Below are 16665 nucleotides of genomic sequence, written 5' to 3'. Positions count from 1 at the left end.
GAGATACAGTCGAAGTATGAATGAAACGGAATATTCTTCCTCTCAGCTTGGTCAAAACGGACAATATCAGAGTTTTTCAACAGAATAAGCCCTTAGTGACAAATGCTGCACTTAGGTATCGGATCCCGGTGCGAAAGCATCAGCGAATTGAGCAGAAGTTCTCACTCCCACGAAGTTCTGCATAAAGTTGAAAAACGTCGCCGAAAAACAGATATTTCGCAAATGTATGCCAAACTATAGGCAATTCATGCCAAAGTATGGGGTGCGTGCCATACTACGCGCACCCCTACAACGGATTAAAAATCAAGGTTCTCCACATTCAACGCATTTTGCTGAATGAACTCACGTCGTGGCTCAACAACGTCGCCCATCAACTTGGTGAATAGGTCATCCGCCTCTGCCATGTCGTCAACCTTCACTTGCAGCAATATGCGTGCATCTGGGTCCAAAGTGGTTTCCCAAAGTTGACCAGGGTTCATCTCGCCAAGGCCTTTATAGCGTTGAAGTGAAAGGCCTTTTTCGCCTTCTGTCAGAATCGCTTTTAGCAATTCACTTGGTCCGTGAATCAGCACTTCTTTGTCTTTGCGCACCAAACGGGAGGGCTTGTCGTAAAGTTCCAAAAGGGACTCAGTGAAAGTCCCTAGTTTACGGGCTTCCCCAGAGCGCATCACGCCACCATCCAGCGTGCGAACTTCCTCAACACCGCGCAAAAGACGCGCTAAACGGATACCTTTGTCCTGAGTTGGGCGGCCTTTCCAGCCACGCTCATATTCTACTGCGATACTGTCCAGACGCGATGCAATAGCGTCTGCAACACCCTGCAGGTTTTGATCGACCGCCCCCGGAACAAAAGCAGCTGCAATCGCGGCTTGCTCCAAGATATGCTGCGGGTAATGCGTTGGGAATGCTTGTAAAATCCGACGCACCTGACGAGCTTCTTCGATCACACGCCGAAGGTCCGCACCGGAAATTTCTTCTCCGGAGGCAAGGCGCAGGATGGTACCTTCAACGCCCATTTCGATTAAATAATCATCCAACGAGGCTTGGTCCTTGAGGTAAACCTCGGACTTGCCGCGTGACACTTTATAGAGGGGAGGCTGAGCAATATAAAGATAGCCACCCTCGATAAGCTCTGGCATTTGCCGATAGAAAAACGTCAGCAACAAAGTGCGAATATGTGCGCCGTCAACGTCCGCATCCGTCATAATAACGATTTTATGATAGCGCAATTTGGAAATATTGAATTCGTCACGACCAATGCCCGTGCCCAAAGCCATCACAAGGTTTCCGATTTCTTGACTGGCGAGCATCCGGTCAAAACGCGCACGCTCAACGTTCAAAATCTTACCCTTTAGCGGCAAAATAGCCTGTGTCATCCGATCACGGCCCGTTTGCGCCGACCCGCCCGCAGAGTCCCCTTCCACGATGAAGATTTCGGTTTTTGAGGGGTCTTTTTCGGAACAGTCCTTGAGCTTCCCAGCCAAGAAATTTACATCGAGTGCCGTTTTGCGGCGGGTAAGATCGCGCGCCTTGCGTGCAGCTTCGCGCGCCACAGCAGCCTCAACGATTTTCCCAACGACAATCTTGGCCTGCGTTGGATTTTCTTCGAACCACTCCGCGAGTTTCTCGTTCACCAGGCCCTCAACTGCGGGGCGAACTTCGGAAGACACAAGCTTATCTTTGGTCTGACTAGAGAACTTAGGATCGGGCACTTTGATCGACAACACACAGGTCAAACCTTCACGTGCATCGTCACCTGTGAAGGAGATTTTTTCCTTTTTCGCAATCCCGCTGGTTTGAGCGTAATTGTTGATCGTACGAGTCAGAGCGCCGCGAAAACCAGCCAAATGGGTTCCGCCGTCGCGCTGGGGAATGTTGTTAGTAAAGGGCAAAACGTTTTCGTGGTAGCTATCATTCCACCACATTGCCACTTCAACGCCGATATCATCTCTTTCGCCGACCATAAAAATAGGTTCCGGCATAATGGACGACTTGCTGCGGTCCAAATATTTAACAAACTCCCGCACACCACCATCGTAATAAAGCTCGGTGCGTAGATTTTCAACTGGGCGCTCATCCGTCAGGATAATCCGAACGCCCGAATTCAAAAATGCTAGTTCGCGCAAACGCTTCTCAAGTGTCTCAAAAATAAAATCGCGATTTGAGAATGTGTCCAGTGAAGCGAGGAAGCGCACTTCCGTCCCTTTACGGCCATTCGCATCGCCGACAACACGTAGATGCTCAACAGTATCGCCATGCTCAAAGCGCGCATAATGTTCTTTTCCGTCGCGCCAAATCCGCAATTCCAGATAGTTGGAAAGCGCGTTCACAACGGAAACGCCAACGCCATGAAGACCGCCAGAAACCTTGTATGAGTTGCTGTCAAATTTACCGCCAGCGTGCAGTTGGGTCATGATAACTTCGGCGGCCGATACGCCTTCTTCGTCGTGTATCCCAACGGGAATTCCACGACCGTTATCGCTGACTGAAACCGAGTCATCCGCGTGAATTGTGACGTTCACGGCGTCCGCGTGGCCCGCAAGCGCTTCGTCAATGCCGTTATCGACAACTTCGTACACCATATGGTGCAAACCCGAACCATCATCAGTGTCACCAATGTACATTCCAGGCCGTTTTCGAACAGCTTCTAAGCCCCTGAGAACTTTAATAGAATCGGCACCATATTCTTCTGGAGTCTGCGCGTTATCGGCCATTTGAGGCATCCTTCGTATTTTTGATATTTATACGTTTATTTGCAAGGGATGTCACGCGATTGAGGCAATTAAACGAGCGCAGTTGCCCCTAAAAACGCCCCCACAAAAACGAGCAACACTCCGGCCACAACATTCAGGAGCCTGATCGCCTCTGGCGACTTCAAAAACGTCCGCGCGTGGGCAATCAAAGCTGCAAAAGCGAGGTTGCCAAAAAAGGGAACAATAATAGAAATCAGGACAATTGCGGCAATGTCTTGGCGAGTTACAGCGGTGAGATCAAAAAAACCGGGCAGCATGCCCATGTAAAACAAAATCGCTTTTGGGTTGCCAAGAATAACCGCCACGCCAGCCAGAAACCCCGCCAAAACACCCGGCTTGGTCAGACGACTTTCAGCCTTTAAGACACCACTGGGCTTGCGTATGAGGCTCGCACCCAAAAAGATAAAGAACGCGGCCGCAAAGTAGCGCAGCCAAATCATCAGCCCCCCTACCTCCCCAGCCAGCCAACTAACGCCAAGCACCGCAAGAAGAGGCCAAAATGCATCGCCTACAGCAACACCCAGCGCGAGTGGCCACGCAGCACGAAAGCCACCGCTCATCGCACGCGCCATTATGGCAACCCAAACGGGTCCGGGCGTCATAAACAGGATAAAAATAGCGAACGCATAAAGCGCGAGATCTGAAGGAGACAATGTCATGTTGCAGCGACTACTTTGGAGGTTCCGTCAATATCTTGGACTTCATAGACATCTGAGCGGGACTCAATTTCGGCGAAAAGTTCGAGACCGGTGCCCGTCATGAAGGCTTGTGCCCCGACAGTACAGATTTCGTCATAGAGGGCCGCGCGGCGGTTCGCATCCAAATGCGCGGCGACCTCATCGAGAAGGAGCACCGGCGGAGCGCCAAAATCTGATGCGAGGGCGCGACAGTTTGCAAGAACAAGGGAAATGAGCAGCGCCTTTTGCTCCCCCGTGGAACAATCGCGTGCGGAAATATTTTTGTCACGATAATGCGCCGCAAGGTCAGCGCGATGCGGCCCAACCAGCGTACGGCCCGCCGTGATGTCGCGCGACCGCGCCCGCGAAAATGCGTCGCGCAGGGCGGCTTCAGATTGCGGCCCCAGTGGGGATCCGTCGGGTTGAATTAGCTTTAAGTCCGCTGTGGGGAAATGGGTTTGAGCGGCGTGTTGGGCGGCCTCAATATGCGCCAGAACCGTCGCGCGATTTGACGATATCTGTGCGCCAGAAATGGCCATCTGATTTTCCAGAGCGCCATACCAAGCGGGGTCTCGAATTTGATCTTTGAGAAGCCGATTGCGCTCCCGCATGGATTTTTCGTATGCCAAAACGGACTCCGCGTGACTTGGCAAGAAACTTAGCGTCATGCGATCAAGAAAGCGTCTACGCCCCTCAGCTCCCTCAATCCACAGGCGATCCATCGCAGGGACGAGCCAAAGCACACGTGCAATTTTTCCGAGGGCAATTTGGGGCGCAGCTTTTCCGTCTATCCGTACTTGGCGCGGAGCACCCGCCTCAGACCATGTTTCCACCTCGTGCAGGTCATTGGGCGTCGCGATGACGGCCGAAATTTTCCACCCGATAGCTTCTGTTTTGCGGGTCATTTCTTGCGTGGTTGCGCGCCGAAGGCCGCGTCCCGGAGACAAAAGGGAAATCGCCTCCAGAAGACTGGTTTTTCCAGCGCCGTTCGCGCCGTGAATGGCCACAGGGCGCCCAGATAATTCTAAATGAGTCGCCTTGTGGGACCGGAAGTGCGAGAGTTTAATATCTCGGAGGGCCAAGCCTGTCACAGGGAGAACCTGCCCGCTGCGAAGCCCTTAGACCCGCATCGGCATAACGACGTAAATCGCGGACGTGTCATTACCTTCGCGCATCAAGGTCGGATCCGCCGAAGAGTTGAACATAAACACTGCGTTTTCACGATCCACTTGGCTGGCAATTTCGAGCAGATACTTCGCGTTAAAACCAATTTCCAAACGCTCGTCCCCATAAGCAACGACCAATTCCTCATCGGCGGCGCCACTATCTGGTGCGTTAACGGAAAGGATCAAACGATCTTCATCGAGCGAGAGTTTCACAGCACGACTACGCTCAGAACTCACAGTCGCCACGCGATCAACAGCTTTCGCGAATTCAGCCGCGTCCACTTCGAGTTTGCGGGTGTTTCCTGTTGGAATGACGCGTGTGTAATCGGGGAAAGTTCCGTCGATGACTTTTGATGTCAACGTGATTTCGGGCGTGGCAAAACGAATTTTGGTTTCGCTCACAGAAACCGCAATTTCAGCATCGTCAACGTCAAGGAGCTTGCGCATTTCATTGACTGTTTTACGTGGAACAATAACGCCGGGCATATCCGCAGCACCTTCAGGCATTTCAGCATCGATCCGCGCCAAACGGTGACCGTCTGTGGCCACACAGCGCAGAACTTTTCCACCTTCGGACTCCGAAATATGCATGTAGACGCCGTTGAGATAATACCGTGTCTCTTCGGTCGAAATTGCGAATTTTGATTTGTCAAAAAGACGGCGCAGAACGCTCGCCTTTGCGGTAAAGTTTGATGTGTATTCCGATGAGGCCATCACAGGGAAATCCTCGCGCGGCAGTGTCGCGAGCGAGAAGTTGGAACGCCCCGCCTCCACGGTGAGGCGGCCAGCAGCACCATCGTCGGTGAGTTTGATCAATGCTCCATCCGGCAATTTGCGGACAATTTCATGAAGCAAAACAGCCGAAACCGTTGTGGCTCCAGCCCGCTCCACTTGAGCAATGGTCTTGTCGACAACTTCGATATCCAAGTCAGTGGCACGAAATGAAACATTTCCCCCTTCGGCTTCAATCAATACGTTCGCCAAAATTGGGATCGTATTGCGGCGCTCAACCACGGACTGAGCTTGGGAAATGGCCTTTAGCAGGGCCGCGCGTTCGATACTGAATTTCATTCAATGCTCCTATTGACAGGTGCAGGGGCGACGAAGCCGACGCTTCCGCCCGTTGTTAACTGTTCGTCAGAATGTCCGATTATATCGGGGGGCCGTCAAGGCCTGAGACGCTTGTTGCGTTAGTTTTCAAGCCTCAAGGCTACGGCGCAACAGTTCTAGGTCTTCGGCCATCTGACTGTCGAGCTGTTTTAGCTCTTCGATCCGTTTTACGCCATGCATAACCGTCGTATGGTCGCGTCCCCCAAAGCGGCGGCCAATCTCAGGAAGGCTGCGGCTGGTGAGTTGTTTTGCTAGGAACATCGCAACTTGGCGTGGCCGTGCGATAATCCGTACGCGGCGCGGGCCGATCATTTCGGAAAGACGGATATTGTAATGCTCGCTGACGCGACGCTGAATTTCTTCAATGGTAATCTTGCGATCACTCGCGCGCAGAATATCTGCGAGGCAATCTTGCGCAAGTTCCAGCGTGATTTCGCGACCAACGAGAGAAGCAAACGCGAAAAGCCGCGTGAGAGCCCCTTCAAGTACCCGAACATTGGTCGAGATTCGGTGAGCGAGAAACTCCAAGACCCCGTCGGTTAGAACCAAGCCAGAGTACTGCTTACGATAATGCTCGACTTTTTGCTGAAGAATTCCGAGACGCAGCTCATAATCGGTTGGGTGTAAATCCACGACCAAGCCACACTGAAGACGCGATTTGATGCGATCTTCGAGGTCTTTGATTTCGCCTGGGGCGCGGTCAGCAGAAATAATGATCTGTTTGTTTTGATCAACCAGCGCATTGAACGTGTGGAAAAACTCTTCCTGCGTGCTGTCTTTGCCAGCGATGAATTGAACGTCGTCAACCATGAGGACATCGACACTGCGGAAAAGCTCTTTGAAGTCCATCATTTTACGTTCACGCAAGGCCTGAACGAAGCGGTACATGAATTGCTCTGCGGAAAGGTAGACAACATTCAACTCAGGGCGGTCGCGCCGAAGTTCATGCGCAATGGCATGCATCAGATGAGTTTTACCCAACCCGACGCCGCCGTAAAGGAAAAGAGGGTTGAAGGACACCGGCCCGCCCTCAGCAACACGTTTTGCAGCAGCGTGAGCGAGTTCGTTCGGCTTACCAACGACAAAGCTTTCGAATGTGAAACGCGAATCCAGAGGAGCTCCGGGAACGGAAATATCCGCTGTAGGCTCGACGGCTGGGGCGTGTTGTGCGGCTTTCTGTGCCTTTGACGCAGGACGCGCCACTGACTTGCTCGCGACAGCGAACTCCAAGCGGCTAACAGCGGCCCCTGCTTCGTTCAGAAGATGTTTGATTTGATCGCCGAAATTTCGAGAGACCCAATTGCCCATAAAGCTCGTCGGAACTGCAAACACTGCAATTCCGTCTTTCAAGCTCGAAAACTCTAGAGGTTCAATCCAGTTTGTAAAATTGCTTTGCCCAACGGTTTTTTGCAGCTCATTCCGTACGGTTCCCCAAGTCTCATTCGTCATCTTTTTTACCCGCTTCGCCAGTTATCTTTTTAGGCCAATGACCTTCTGATTTCGTGTGGGTAGACCCCCAAGTTGTCCTTCACATCCCTTGATGATCACGTTTGCAGAAAACGCAAAAACCGCCCTAAGACAGTGCCTTGCGGGTACTGCCTTTCGAGATTGATAGGAGCACGAGAAGTCCCTTTCTCAAGCTCATTCAAACCTCACGTCGTGAGGAGATGGAGACCGATTTAACTTTAAGCCCTGATCCAAGAATAGAAATCAGGTTAAAAACAGTAATAACTTCAAGAAACCAGGCAAGAACTGATCCAATTCAAAATTACCACTTCCGCATCAGAGATGTGGGAAGCCCAAAACTCAGATACAGTTGCCGCCTCTAATGGATTAGAGATGGCTCAAAATTCGTCGTGTCTCCAGCGAAGATGTGAATCGCATGACCTAAGTAGCAACTGGTCGCGTTGCTTCGCAACTTATCTTCGACCTTGACTCGAACTTTCTCAAAACGAATCTAATTGCCCTTTAAAACCTACCTGCGCTGCAGCAATTTTGCCGCACGCGCACAAAAAAAGAGCGCCCTCGAAAGGACGCTCTTTTAAAACTAATTAAGTCTTAACGTCTTAGGCGATTGCCTTAACACGTGAAGAGAGACGCGACATTTTGCGTGCAACAGTATTCTTGTGAAAAATACCTTTTGTTACACCGCGCATCAACTCAGGTTGAGCGGCACGCAATGCTGCAAATGCATCGTCCTTGTTGCCGGACTCGATCGCCTCTTCAACCTTGCGGAGGAAAGTGCGAACGCGTGAACGGCGTGCTTTGTTTACTTGGAAACGACGTTCGTTTTGACGAGCGCGTTTTTTTGCTTGGGGCGTATTAGCCATATCTCGAATTCCCACTTTTTGGGGTCGCATAAATCTGAAGTTGGGCTTCTAGACCCGACTCAGCCGTAAGTCAACGGGGTGTGCGACGATTTTGTCATTTATCGCGAAACTGCGCTTCTCGTTTTTCTTGAAATGCAGCCATACCTTCTTTTTGATCTTCTGTTGCAAACAACGAGTGGAACAGGCGACGCTCAAAGAGCAACCCTTCCGAAAGTGTTGTTTCATAAGAGCGATCAACAGCTTCCTTAGCGGCCTTCGTCGCCAGTAAGGATTTTTCTGCAATCTTTTGAGCGGCAGACATCGCCTCTTCCATTAATTTTTTGGCAGGAACTAATCGGCTAACCAATCCCGACCTTTCTGCTTCTTCCGCGTCCATGAAACGCCCCGTGAGGTGCATATCCATCGATTTTGATTTCCCAACGAATCGTGTCAGGCGCTGGCTTCCACCCATTCCAGCGATAACACCGAGGTTAATCTCTGGCTGGCCAAATTTAGCAGTATCTGCCGCAATGATGAAATCACACATCATGGCAAGCTCGCATCCACCGCCCAGCGCATAGCCCGCAACGGCGGCAATAACCGGCTTGCGATTGGCTAAAAGGCTTTTGCATTCCGCACCAAAGAAGTCTGAACTGAACATCTCCACAAAGGTTTTGTCAGCCATTTCTTTGATATCAGCGCCTGCGGCAAAAGCCTTCTCAGACCCAGTCAGAACAATGCAGCGCACTTTGTCGTTCTTTTCGGCAATTTTCAGGGCCTGCGCGAGCTCACTCAGCAATACCGAATTGAGGGCATTTAGCGCCTCTGGCCGATTAAGCTTGATGAGGGCTACGTGATTTTCAACTTCGACAATGAGTGTCTCATACGCCATGATAGGCCTACCGTATAATTTCTGTTAAGCCCTGACTTACCAGTCTTACAGTTCCGATCAAGTCATCTTTGGCATTGCGAACAATAGAAGCTTGAGCGACCCGACTGTGCAATCCTCCCAATCGTCCCTCCACAGCCTTCGCGCAAACACGGTTCTCCTTCTCGGCCGTAAACCTTAAAATTGTGTTGAAAATAACCCAATTCACCATCTGCTTGCCGATGATCCTTCAGGGTTGAGCCTCCTGATTCGATGGCTTCGTTTAGGACGTCTCTTATGGCTGGAACCAATCCATTTACAGAGGCCTTAGAGAGGGTGTTTGCTGGTGTTTTTGGCGATATCTGTGTCCGGAAAAGCACTTCACAGACATAAATGTTGCCTAACCCTGCGATGATTCCCTGATCTAGCAGCGCGGATTTAATTGGTGATTTCTTATTCCCCAAGCGCTCCTGCAAATAGATACCGTTGAAATCATTCCCTAGCGGTTCTGGCCCCAGTTTGGCCAAAAGCTTGTGTGCATCGATTGTATCTGTCGGCGCCAAATCCATAGCACCAAACCGTCGCGCATCATTAAATGCCACGCGAATACCACCCTCCAGATCCAAAATTACGTGGTCGTGCTTGAGCGGCGTAGGAAGTTCATAGTGCAAATTTCCCTGTGGTTTCCCAGAGATGAGCATGCGGCCCGACATTCCCAAATGAATGAGTAACGTCTCGCCCGTGTCCAGATCGGCCAAGATATATTTGGATCGCCGTCGTAGGCTCAGCACCCGCGCGCCCGTGAGCCGCTCCGCCATATTAGGAGGGAACGGCCACCGCAAGTCTGGACGGCGCACATCCGCATTAAGAATTGTTTTACCTTCCATAACAGGTGCCAAACCGCGACGAACCGTCTCGACTTCGGGTAATTCGGGCATCGGCAGCTTTCCTTTAGTATTGCGAACGTTGTAACCACATGTGAGCACTATATAAGAGTCGAGATGAATTAGAATGGGCAAGGCAAAATGACCGATAATTCCCAGAAAACCACGCATTTCGGTTTCCAAACCGTAGATGAAGACGCAAAGGCGGGCATGGTCCACGGCGTTTTCACGAATGTTGCGAGTAAATATGACGTCATGAATGACGCGATGTCGATGGGCATCCACCGCATCTGGAAAGAAGCGATGATGGATTGGCTTGCACCGCGCGCAGGCCAGAAGCTGCTCGATGTGGCGGGCGGAACGGGAGATGTTTCGTTTAAATTCCTCAAGCGAGCTGGTTATGGCCACGCCACTGTCTGTGATATGACCGAAGGAATGCTGATTGCAGGTGCGCAGCGCAAGGAAGCCATTGAGCGCGCCGACGAGCTTGATTGGGTGGTCGGCGACGCAATGGCCCTCCCCTTCCCGAGCAACACGTTCGACGTCTACACCATCAGTTTTGGTATCCGGAACGTCACGCGCATTCCCGATGCATTGGCGGAAGCCTACCGTGTTTTGCGCCCAGGTGGCCGGATTATGGTGCTTGAATTCTCGCAGCTTCCCAATGAGTTGATGCAGAAAGCTTATGATCTGTACTCGTTCAATGTGATCCCGAAAATGGGTAAGCTCATTGCCAATGATTCCGAGAGTTATCAATATCTTGTGGAGTCCATTCGGAACTTTCCGGATCAGGAAACCTTTGCGTCGATGATCCGAAATGCAGGGTTTGAGAACGTAAAGTACCGCAACCTCTCCATGGGAATCGCGGCGCTTCATTCGGGATGGAAAATCTAGATGCGCGGCCCACATAATATTTGGCGCCTCATTCGCACGGGTGCAACGTTTGAACGCAATGGCGCAATGGCACCGATTCTCGAAGCCATTGATGCGCCCCCCTTGTTCGTGTGGCGTTACGATCATTGGCGTGGCCATTTAAGTGGCTTGGAGTCAAAGGCGACCCAGCATTAACACCTGTGACCCGCGCCCTTAACGCCTTGGGGCCTGCGTATATTAAATTTGGCCAAGTTCTGTCCACGCGCCCCGATATTGCTGGAGAAGATTTAGCGCGGCAACTTCGGGTCTTACAAGACAAGCTTCCCCCCTTCCCGACTGAAATCGCAAAAGCATCGGTCGCCGAAGAATTGACCTATTCAAGTGATGTACTGTTCAGTGAATTTGGCGATGCTGTGGCCGCCGCGAGTATCGCACAGGTGCACCGTGCGCGGTTGGCTAAAACGGGTCAAGAAGTTGCGGTGAAAGTTCTACGCCCCGGTATTGAAAAGGCATTCCGAAAGGACATTGATGCCTTTTACTTTGCGGCCAGCGTCTTTGAATTTCTATCGCCCGCGTCTCGAAGGTTGCGACCAACAGAAGTGATCCGACACTTTGATAAAGGCGTCACCGGCGAACTTGACTTGCGGCTTGAAAGCGCTGCGGCATCGGAGTTTGGCGCAAACACAAAAGACGATTCAGCATTTCAAGTTCCCGCCGCCAATTGGGAACTCTCGGGTCGCCGCGTCATGGTTCTTGGTTGGGCAGAAGGTACGCCGATTGGCGACAATGCAGCCTTAGATGCGGCGGGGCATGATCGCGTAGCCCTCGGTGCGCGCGTGCTGCAACTCTTTTTGAGCCACGCCTTGCGCGACGGGTACTTCCACGCCGACATGCACCAGGGCAATATGAAGGTTGCCGAGAACGGCGACATCATCGCCTATGACTTTGGGATCATGGGGAGAATCGACGAGTACACACGCCGCGTCTATGCCGAAATCCTTTATGGCTTCATCACCCGAGATTACAAACGCGTCGCGCAGGTCCATTTTGAAGCAGGGTATGTGCCCGCCGACCGTGATGTAGAAGAATTCGCAAATGCACTGCGCGCCGTTGGTGAGCCCATTTTCGGAATGGAAGCGAGTGGAATTTCCATGGGCCGCCTCCTGCACTACCTCTTTGAAGTCACCGAGCGATTTGGGATGGAAACACGCACCGAGTTGATCCTCCTCCAGCGCACGATGGTTGTCGTCGAAGGCGTGGCAAGGTCGCTTGATCCACAAATCAACATTTGGCACGTGGCACAGCCAATCGTCGAAGGGTACATCAAAGAAAGCATTGGGCCCAAAGCAGTGGTGTCAGACTTGGTCAAGACTCTTCGGATTTTAAGCCGGTTCGGCCCGCTTTTACCCGGAATGGCCGAGCAAGCCCTAATTGCGCGCACGACTATGGCAGATACCGCGCCGAAGAAAAGCTTGGGCGTGTACGCGCTAGTGTTCCTCGCGGGGATGGGCGTTGTTACCGTCGGCCATTGGATCTGGCTGCACGTTTCTTAGTTTACACGAGACGATTAAGGGCCATCATTTCCAGCGCGTAGCCCTGCGCATAATCTTCGACACCGTCCTCTGCCTTCCACAGGCAGTATGCTGCCATGCGCCAGTGGTATAGCGGTTTTAGGATATGATAACGTTCGATTACTTCTTTGTTCCCATACGAGCGCAGGAATTCTGCTTCTTGATGCTCGTCAAGCGGTTCGTCGGCATACAGGTACTGCATCGCCGGTGACAAATAAGTTGCAATATCCTCACAGGGGTCGCCAAGCGCGGGGCACTGCCAATCAATAAACCGCACGCTTATCTTGGTTCGAATGATATTTGCGGGCACCAAATCCCCGTGCAACAAGACCGGAGTAGCCGCCGGCAAGTTCGGAAGAACCGGCATTAGTTTTTGGTGTGTCTGTGCAGTTCGAAAGGAGCAGACATCCAAAATTTTTACCCCGTGAAGCGATACTCCATTTGGTGAAAGCGAAAGCTTTCGCAGATGGGTTCTTACCGGAATTGGCGTGTTGTGCAGTTGGGCAAGAGTTTTGCCAACTTCGCCCGCATCGACGCCAGAAATGGCGTCGCCATCAAGAAAGCAATAAAGCACGCAAGTACCAAAAGTCGTTTCTTGGTATGCAACTGGATCGGGAGAAAGATTTGCTCTTTCGAGTAACTTGAGTACCGAGAACTCGTCGCTTGGACTGTTTGGAAAAAGAGGGTTGTTTTGCCCTTTTTGAAACAATTTGCAAACAACATCGATTTCCTGATTTTTTATGCGCCAACAGGTATTGGTGCGCCCACCGCTCAACTGTTGCCACGCTGCTTGGCTTGGCACTAAACAATTCTGCGAAAGCTCGCGTGCGAGTTGAGTTTGCATAGAGGTTAGAGACATTCCACTTAGGCCGATCCTTGGTTTCATGCAATTTAGGGATGCGTAGATTCCAAGGCAAGTGAACTATGAAACAGAATACATCAAGAAGCTTCGCGCAGGCCAGTGACATCTGCGGAGTTAGCCATTGCCCCCCTTCCAGAACAAGAACTGTTATCCCTCCTTCGCCCCGAGCTTCCGTTACACGGCTATAAACTTCAACGGGAATCTCGCCCATTTGTTCTCCGTTTTTGAAACTGTCCAATGCAAACGTATACAGACCGTTCTCAAAGGGCGCTCCGCTGTCGTCTACGCCAGCCCATTCTAACGCTCCTGCACTCACTGGAATCTCGTTTCGCTGAACGACTGTTCCGTCGGAATCCCGCACGACAAGAAAATTCTGATCAGCTCCTACAATCGGATTTGGTGAAATTGTAACTGGGCTCCCTGAAAAATGCGCCGGGGCCTCGATCCGCGCCTCCATACCTACCCAACTTGCCATTTCAGCCATCCCAGAACCGCCAAATTGAGCGACCAAGTTTTCTAGGAGTTCATTCGTTTTCACTGATTGCTCTACATTAGAAAACGTCGCCAGCTGTGCGGCAAAGTCTGTAGAATCTGTTGGATTCAAGGGATCTTGATTGGTGACTTGTGCAGTCAACATCTTGAGAAAAGTGTCAAAATCCGACGAGAGCGAAGCGGCGTCCGTTTGGGATTCAGATACAATCTGGCTGGAGGATGTTTGGAGTGCAGGCGAAGATTGGGTAACTTCCATTGTAACGTCCTTTTATATACGAATGTCGACACGATCAGATTGCGTCAGATCTATTGCAATCGGACCCGTTTCCGGTGTCCCAATAGACTGGAACTCTGATGGGGGTACATGTGGTTGATCCGGAGAAGACTGGCCGTTTTGCTGCTGTTCGGAACCAGATTGATTAAAATTGAACGAAATTTGATCGTACCCCATTCCAAGAAATTCCTGCGCAAGGGAGTTAATGTTTCTGCGCATTAAATCGAGCGTTTCCGGTCGCTCGGCCAATACCGAAACGACCATCCCACCCTCAGTGGGGGAAAAAGTAAGCTTTACACGTCCAAGTTCCTCCGGAGAAAGTGCTAGTTCCAGCGGCCTATTGGCCTCGCCTACTGAAGCGGAAGCCAGTTGTTGTGCAACTGAACGCGCCAAATCGGGATGTAATTGTGGGGCGGTCGCGAGAGCTTGGTATTGGGATTGTGCGAGTGGAACGCGGCTGGGTTCTAAACTCATCGTGTCCGGAGTAAAACTCAAGTCACTTGCAAAATCTTCGACCAAAGGCGCGGCCATATTATAAGGTGTGTCGATCAGGGCATTAGGAACTTGTGGCGGAGATGTGGTCGACGTGGTTTGCGCAAGTATAGTGGCGCCTGGAGTTGAAGCCGTTTTCACAGCGAGCTCATTTGAAGAAACAGATTCCGAAGTTAAAGGAACTACATTTATGACGTTAGTAGAATTGCCCTGCATAGATTGAGGAGATGCTGAGTTGAGCTTTTGCGTTGTCAGTTGTTGCCCATTTAGTAAGGGCGTGAGTTCGGCGCTCTGTGGGATCGCTTTTGCAAGGGTTATCACGTCGTGTTTCACTTGAAATCCGTCCTTTTGCAAACTCACGCCCCCCCTTTTGAAGTGAAAAGCGCTTGAGAATAGGCGCGGTCCTGACCAGTAGTTGCCAACCTGTCTTTTGCAGGTGCAGACACTCCGCGTAAAACTTCACCGTTACTTGCGGAAACTTGAGGGCGCGCGTCACGGGCCTCAAGTGAGGTTGGCATCATTGCCCTAAGCACCGACGTAGCGTCACGAAGTTGCGATTGCATCTGGTGAGCTTCAGTAAAATTTGTGGAAGAATCCGAGTTCGCGGCACTATTGTCTGGATTTGCGGTTGGCATCGGACTTGTCGGCGAATCCACAGCGTGTCTCATGGAGGAGGCGTTCTCCGTTTGAACGTTCGGCGACGCACTGCTGGGCACTTGCAAGGTGGCACTTCCATTTAGAAGTGAGGAAGAGGTGAAAGTTGTCTCGGCCTTCCCTGTTTTGAAAGGTTCGTCGGCGGCTTCCGTCTTCAACGTAATGCTTTGTTCAAGATCACGAAGTGGCACTGTCCCTTCTGACAATTCAGATACAGGAACTGGCGAAACAAAATCAAAAGAAACCTTTGGCAGATCAGTTTCGAGTGTAGTACTGGCGGTTATACTTTTTGTACTTTCTGTCAATTCAACAGGGGGTTGGCCTCCAAAACTCAAGGGTAATGTTTGAATGTTTGACGGATGACCAAATAAGACTTCGGCATCCAAATCATCTTGCGGTTCTTTTTTCGCGACGTCGGATATCGCTCCGTCAGCGTTGGAATACGTTGAACCGCCTTTTGTGAAATTAGTATACTCAAGGAGACGTTCGAGTGTTCCTAGGCTGGAACTGCTAGGTTTTTTCTCTAAGCTTCCATTGAAAATATCCCCGAAAGTGGCGTCGGCATTCAACTCAGGCACCGTATTCGCCCCATTTTGAGGCGGAGTTGAAACTAGGGCAGGCCCAGCTTTACTTTGAGCATCCCGAGTGTTGCGAGAAGGTAGGCTTGCACTTTCACCTTGAACCAAAGGCCCATTGGAATGCGAATCCAAACTACTTGGCGCGCGGGAAACTATCGAAATAAAATTGTTCATCGTAGCCTTTCGGGAATTCTTCCTCGTGGTAGTGCTACTATGTGATGACTTGGTTACCAGATGTTTACTGGTTTGATCCAATATTGGAGAAACTGTCTAGAATTGAAAGCATTCCGATGTCCGATCTGATCGCACCAACATTTTCCCAGAACAGAACAAACCCTAAGCCGCTATCCTCTGAAGATACCAAGCTTATGGATGCCGCAAAAAAACTTGAAGCCAGTTTCCTTGCGGAAATGTTGAAATCTGCTGGGTTTGGAAAATCGCGTGAGAATTTGGGAGGGGGAGCAGGGGAAGATCAATTCGGTTCTTTTTTAGTTCAAGCTCAAGCTGAAGCAATGGTTGAGAAAGGCGGCATTGGCCTTGCTCAATCGCTTTTTGAAGCCTTGAAGGAGTCCGAGAATGAATAGTACACACCCAGCCACCTTGGCCGTAGAGTTAGAACTCTTGCTAGATAAGGAACGTGAAAACATCCTCGCTGGTGCAATAGAGAACTTCGCTAAGTTTACTCAAGCAAAGGCTCTTCTGACGGAAAAACTTTTAAAAGAGCCTGCACCTGAAGCCGCAATTTTGGCCCGAATCCGTATAAAAGCAAGTCGGAATCAACGACTTTTGGGGGCTGCTGTGTGTGCAATTCGCAGTGTAAATGGGCGGCTGACAGCAATACGAGGCCAAAACAAAGCCCTCTCAACGTATACAAATACAGGGCAACGCCAACAACTTGGAAGCAATGGTAACGTTCGATTTGAACGACGCACCTAATCTGTCTGATTGCGTCCTTCCGAGGCATACCTTGCCCGATTAGAACCTCAACCTACCGTAACTTCACTACAATCCCTTTCAACTTGAGGCGCTCAATAGCCATCTTCAGTTCTACGCTTTCCAAACCAAACGAGCGGACCACTTCAAAGTGGGAGAACCGCCATGA

The 16665-nt window shown here is 50.9% G+C and carries 14 protein-coding genes and 2 pseudogenes; 4 read left to right on the top strand and 12 right to left on the bottom strand.

The window, feature by feature from the left end; genetic code table 11:
• Positions 1-296 precede the first annotated feature (296 nt).
• From gyrB to mutM, 8 genes are all read right to left on the bottom strand, one after another.
• Complete coding sequence (gene gyrB / locus RC74_RS06930) at positions 297-2714, bottom strand: DNA topoisomerase (ATP-hydrolyzing) subunit B (protein ID WP_039003985.1); 2418 nt, start codon at positions 2712-2714, stop codon at positions 297-299.
• A gap of 68 nt (positions 2715-2782) precedes the next feature.
• The gene (locus tag RC74_RS06925) at positions 2783-3412 is read right to left on the bottom strand and encodes a LysE family translocator (protein WP_039003984.1); all 630 of its coding nucleotides are present in this window, start codon (positions 3410-3412) and stop codon (positions 2783-2785) included.
• Complete coding sequence (gene recF / locus RC74_RS06920) at positions 3409-4521, bottom strand: DNA replication/repair protein RecF (RefSeq protein WP_039003982.1); 1113 nt, start codon at positions 4519-4521, stop codon at positions 3409-3411. Before recF ends, RC74_RS06925 begins: the two co-directional genes overlap by 4 nt.
• Positions 4522-4548: 27 nt before the next feature.
• On the bottom strand, positions 4549-5667 hold the full coding sequence (gene dnaN, locus RC74_RS06915; RefSeq protein WP_039003981.1) for a DNA polymerase III subunit beta: 1119 nt from the start codon (positions 5665-5667) through the stop codon (positions 4549-4551).
• 126 nt (positions 5668-5793) lie between these two features.
• Positions 5794-7155, bottom strand: a complete 1362-nt coding sequence (gene dnaA / locus RC74_RS06910; protein WP_039003980.1) for a chromosomal replication initiator protein DnaA — start codon at positions 7153-7155, stop codon at positions 5794-5796.
• A 617-nt stretch (positions 7156-7772) separates the two neighbouring features.
• Positions 7773-8036: a 30S ribosomal protein S20 gene (rpsT, locus tag RC74_RS06905; RefSeq protein ID WP_039003978.1), complete on the bottom strand. Its 264-nt coding sequence runs from the start codon at positions 8034-8036 to the stop codon at positions 7773-7775.
• A 94-nt stretch (positions 8037-8130) separates the two neighbouring features.
• Entirely contained in the window at positions 8131-8907 is a 777-nt protein-coding gene (locus RC74_RS06900; protein ID WP_039003977.1) for an enoyl-CoA hydratase, read from the bottom strand.
• A 62-nt stretch (positions 8908-8969) separates the two neighbouring features.
• Positions 8970-9821 (bottom strand): bifunctional DNA-formamidopyrimidine glycosylase/DNA-(apurinic or apyrimidinic site) lyase, encoded by an 852-nt coding sequence (gene mutM / locus RC74_RS06895; RefSeq protein ID WP_039003976.1) that lies wholly within the window; start codon positions 9819-9821, stop codon positions 8970-8972.
• A gap of 87 nt (positions 9822-9908) precedes the next feature.
• On the opposite strand from mutM, the gene ubiE reads away from it, so the two are divergent.
• Both ubiE and ubiB read left to right on the top strand, forming a co-directional pair.
• A complete protein-coding gene (ubiE, locus tag RC74_RS06890) occupies positions 9909-10661 on the top strand; it encodes a bifunctional demethylmenaquinone methyltransferase/2-methoxy-6-polyprenyl-1,4-benzoquinol methylase UbiE (protein ID WP_039003975.1) in 753 nt (250 codons plus the stop codon).
• Positions 10662-12193, top strand: a pseudogene (gene ubiB, locus RC74_RS06885) (2-polyprenylphenol 6-hydroxylase).
• Between the two features lies 1 nt (position 12194).
• Here ubiB and RC74_RS06880 read toward each other — a convergent pair.
• The 4 genes and pseudogenes from RC74_RS06880 to RC74_RS06865 all read right to left on the bottom strand — a co-directional run bounded on the left by RC74_RS06880 (position 12195) and on the right by RC74_RS06865 (position 15737).
• Positions 12195-13055, bottom strand: coding sequence for a phosphotransferase (locus RC74_RS06880; RefSeq protein ID WP_039003973.1), 861 nt, complete (start codon positions 13053-13055; stop codon positions 12195-12197).
• Positions 13056-13248: 193 nt separating this feature from the next.
• A pseudogene (locus tag RC74_RS06875) lies at positions 13249-13821 on the bottom strand (flagellar hook capping FlgD N-terminal domain-containing protein); the annotation flags it as partial.
• A 12-nt stretch (positions 13822-13833) separates the two neighbouring features.
• Positions 13834-14664 carry a flagellar hook-length control protein FliK gene (locus RC74_RS06870; RefSeq protein WP_156477422.1) on the bottom strand — a complete coding sequence of 277 codons (831 nt, stop codon included), beginning with the start codon at positions 14662-14664 and terminating at the stop codon, positions 13834-13836.
• 23 nt (positions 14665-14687) lie between these two features.
• A complete protein-coding gene (locus tag RC74_RS06865; RefSeq protein ID WP_062628159.1) occupies positions 14688-15737 on the bottom strand; it encodes a hypothetical protein in 1050 nt (349 codons plus the stop codon).
• Positions 15738-15931: 194 nt separating this feature from the next.
• Here RC74_RS06865 and RC74_RS23705 point away from each other — a divergent pair, with 194 nt between their 5' ends.
• Together RC74_RS23705 and RC74_RS06855 are read left to right on the top strand one after the other, a co-directional pair.
• Complete coding sequence (locus tag RC74_RS23705) at positions 15932-16147, top strand: rod-binding protein (RefSeq protein ID WP_236940073.1); 216 nt, start codon at positions 15932-15934, stop codon at positions 16145-16147.
• Entirely contained in the window at positions 16140-16499 is a 360-nt protein-coding gene (locus tag RC74_RS06855; RefSeq protein WP_039003969.1) for a hypothetical protein, read from the top strand. The genes RC74_RS23705 and RC74_RS06855 overlap by 8 nt, the downstream gene beginning before the upstream one ends.
• Positions 16500-16665 lie beyond the last annotated feature (166 nt).

Origin of the sequence: Falsihalocynthiibacter arcticus (assembly GCF_000812665.2) — a bacterium.
Classification (GTDB): domain Bacteria; phylum Pseudomonadota; class Alphaproteobacteria; order Rhodobacterales; family Rhodobacteraceae; genus Falsihalocynthiibacter; species Falsihalocynthiibacter arcticus.
Note: the sequence above shows the minus strand (reverse complement) of the source record. Positions and strands in the feature narration are given on the sequence as shown.